3 protein-coding genes are annotated in these 2,890 nt (G+C 62.9%); 1 reads left to right on the top strand and 2 read right to left on the bottom strand.

The annotated features are described in order from the left end of the window. On the bottom strand, positions 1 to 886 hold an 886-nt coding region (locus Q4E95_RS12415; RefSeq protein ID WP_303383597.1), incomplete at its 3' end, for a sugar-binding transcriptional regulator. Between the two features lie 39 nt (positions 887 to 925). Beyond that, entirely contained in the window at positions 926 to 2,143 is a 1,218-nt protein-coding gene (locus Q4E95_RS12410; RefSeq protein WP_303383596.1) for a NupC/NupG family nucleoside CNT transporter, read from the bottom strand. 155 nt (positions 2,144 to 2,298) lie between these two features. On the opposite strand from Q4E95_RS12410, the gene Q4E95_RS12405 reads away from it, so the two are divergent. Then, positions 2,299 to 2,890: thymidine phosphorylase (locus tag Q4E95_RS12405; protein ID WP_303383598.1), on the top strand; the 592-nt coding region annotated here is incomplete at its 3' end.

Raw genomic sequence — 2,890 nt, 5'->3', positions numbered from 1 at the left:
CGTACCCCGCCGCGAGCGCGGCCTTCAACGGGCGAACCTTCTGCTGCCCACCGGCCACGCAGATGCGTGTCTGCTTGGCCTTCACGTTCTGCAAGGACACCGCCACGGTACGTTCCTCGAGGTCGGGCAGGCACGGTTGTCCGTGCTCATCGATGAAGCGCGAGCAGATGTCGCCCACGGCGTGTTCGAGCAGCGTTGCCTGTTCGGTGGCGGAGAAGTATCCGAGTTTCAACAGCGTGGAGTCCGGGCTCATGGCCCCCACCGTGAAGATGGCGGTTTGGGCGTCTCGACCCAGATCCAGGATGTGTTTGATGTGCCGATCTTCTTCAACCACCCGCTTGACCTGGGCGTTGTCGAAAATCACCGGAAGCGGCAAGGTCTGCGGATAGGCGTTGAACGCCTCGCAGAACAACCGGATGGTTTCGTAGTGACTCGTGGAACGTGAGGTCAGCGTGGCCCCGCCCTTGAGTTGGACCACCTGCACGCCATGGCAATCGGTCGGTTTGAGCGAACGCGCAACCGCGTGCAAGGTGCGGCCCCAGGTGATCCCGAGCAGATCGCCGTCGGCAACGTTTTCCTCGAGCATGAGGGCACCCGCCGCGCCCAACTCGCGGACGAGGTCATCGTCGGTGGGTTGGCTCGTGATCACCCGCGCCTGCGCCAAACCGAAGCGCTCGCACAGCTGGTCCGCCACCGCGGTGGAGACCTGGCGCGGATCGTGGATCTCAATGGTGACGAATCCGCGATCCTTGGCGTGCTGGATCAGTTTGGACACGGTGGGGCGAGAGACCCCCAGTTCACGGGCCACATCCGTCTGGGGCAGGCCGCGCTCGTAGTAGAGGCGAGCGGCGCTCAGTCCCTGGACATCTCTGGGGCTCAATGACATGGGAGTCTCTCGTTCGTCAGAGGTGGTGATGAGGAAGGGTCAGAGACCCAGAATGACACCCACCAGAGCGGCGTTGAGCATATTGGTCAGGAAGCCGCCCAGCAGGGCGAACAAACCCATCTGGGCGACGTCGCCGCGGCGATCCGGTGCCAGGCCGCCGATGGAACCGATCTGAATGGCGATTGAGGACAAGTTGGCGAAACCGGCCAGGGCGAACGTGGTGATCAGCACGGACTGAGGATCCAAGTTGGGGATTTCCGGGCCGAAGGACGTGTAACCGACGAATTCGTTGAGGATGGTCTTCTGACCGATGAAGTTGCCGACCATGGCGGCGTCGTTCCAGGGCACACCCAGCGCCCACGCGAGCGGGGCAAAGATGATCCCGAACAGGCCTTCCAGGGACCAGCCCTCAAAGCCGAACAGGCCGCCGAACCACCCGAGCACCGCGGAAACCAGTCCGATCAGGGCGATGAACGCGATGAGCAGGGCACCCACGATCACGGCGATCCTGCCACCACTCATGGCGCCGGTACCGATCGCGTCAATGAGGTTCTTGGACTCGGTGTCGCGCACCTCGAGCACGTTCACGGAGGCCACGGACTTCTCGGTCTCGGGCATCAGGGCCTTGGCCACGAGCAACGAACCCGGGGCATTCATCACCGCGGCCGCCAGCAAGTAGGGCAGCGGCGCGCCCAGCAGCGAATAACCCACCAGGGTGGAACCGGCCACGGCCGCGAATCCACCGGTCATGCACGCGAAGAGCTCGGAGCGGGTGAGCTTGCTCAGATACGGCTTGATCATCAGGGGGGCTTCACTCTGCCCCAGGAAGATCACGGTGGATGCGAACACGGATTCGATCTTGGACGTGCCCATGATTTTGTTGAGCGCCGTGCCCAGCAGGTGCACGAAGACCTGGACCACGCGCAGGTAGTACAGGGCACCGATGAGCGCACCCAGGAAAATGATCACGGGAAGCACGTTCAGCGCGAAGACGAAGCCGTTGTTCTCGCCCAGGAGCCCACCGAAGACAAAGGATGTTCCCTGGTTCGTGAACCCGATCAGTCCCTGAACCAGTCCGGAGAACCATTTGAGGGCCTCGAAACCCGGCCCCCATTTCAGGATCAACAGGGCCACACCCACCTGCAGGGCCAGGCCCACGGCCAGGGTCCGCCACCGGATGGAACTGCGATGCCTGGAGAGAAGAACAATGAGGCCCAGGATGAGCACAATGCCAATCAAGCCTTGGAAGCGATCCACGATGATCCTGCCTTCGCATGGGGCGCCGAACCGGCGCGAACATTTGTCAAAAGTCCGTTTGACAAAATTTCTCATGAGCAGCTTAGGATGTGAACACCGGTTCCACAAGCCAGGAACGGGTGTTCTCAAACCGCTATCCCGAGGGAGTGATCGCGATGGTCGAGGCCTACGACGCTGTAGATGTCATCCGAATCAAGCGAGACCGGCAGAAGTTGCCCATGGACGCCATTGATTGGGTGATTGACGCCTACACCCGCGGTGTGGTCGCCGATGAGCAGATGTCCGCGCTGGCCATGGCTATTTTCCTCAACGGCATGGACCGCGAGGAGATCGCCCGCTGGACTCAGGCAATGATCGACTCCGGCGAGACCATGAACTTCGCGGCCCTCTCCAAAGCCACCACCGACAAGCACTCCACCGGTGGCGTGGGTGACAAGATCACCCTGCCGCTCGCGCCCCTGGTCGCCTCCTACGGAGTGGCCGTTCCGCAGCTTTCCGGCCGCGGGTTGGGCCACACCGGCGGCACACTGGACAAGCTCGAGGCCATCCCGGGCTGGCAGGCGGACCTGTCCAATGAGCGCATGATGTCCGTCCTGGAGGACGTGGGCGCCGTGATCTGCGCGGCCGGGGCCGGCCTGGCCCCCGCGGACAAGAAGCTCTACGCCCTGCGCGACATCACCTCCACCGTGGACTGCATTCCCCTGATCGCCTCCTCGATCATGTCCAAGAAGATCGCCGAGGGCACCG

Source organism: Kocuria sp., assembly GCF_030536815.1.
GTDB classification, from domain to species: Bacteria; Actinomycetota; Actinomycetes; order Actinomycetales; family Micrococcaceae; genus Kocuria; species Kocuria gwangalliensis.
The sequence above is the reverse complement of the archived record's forward strand: the minus strand, read 5'-3'. Positions and strand labels throughout refer to the sequence as shown.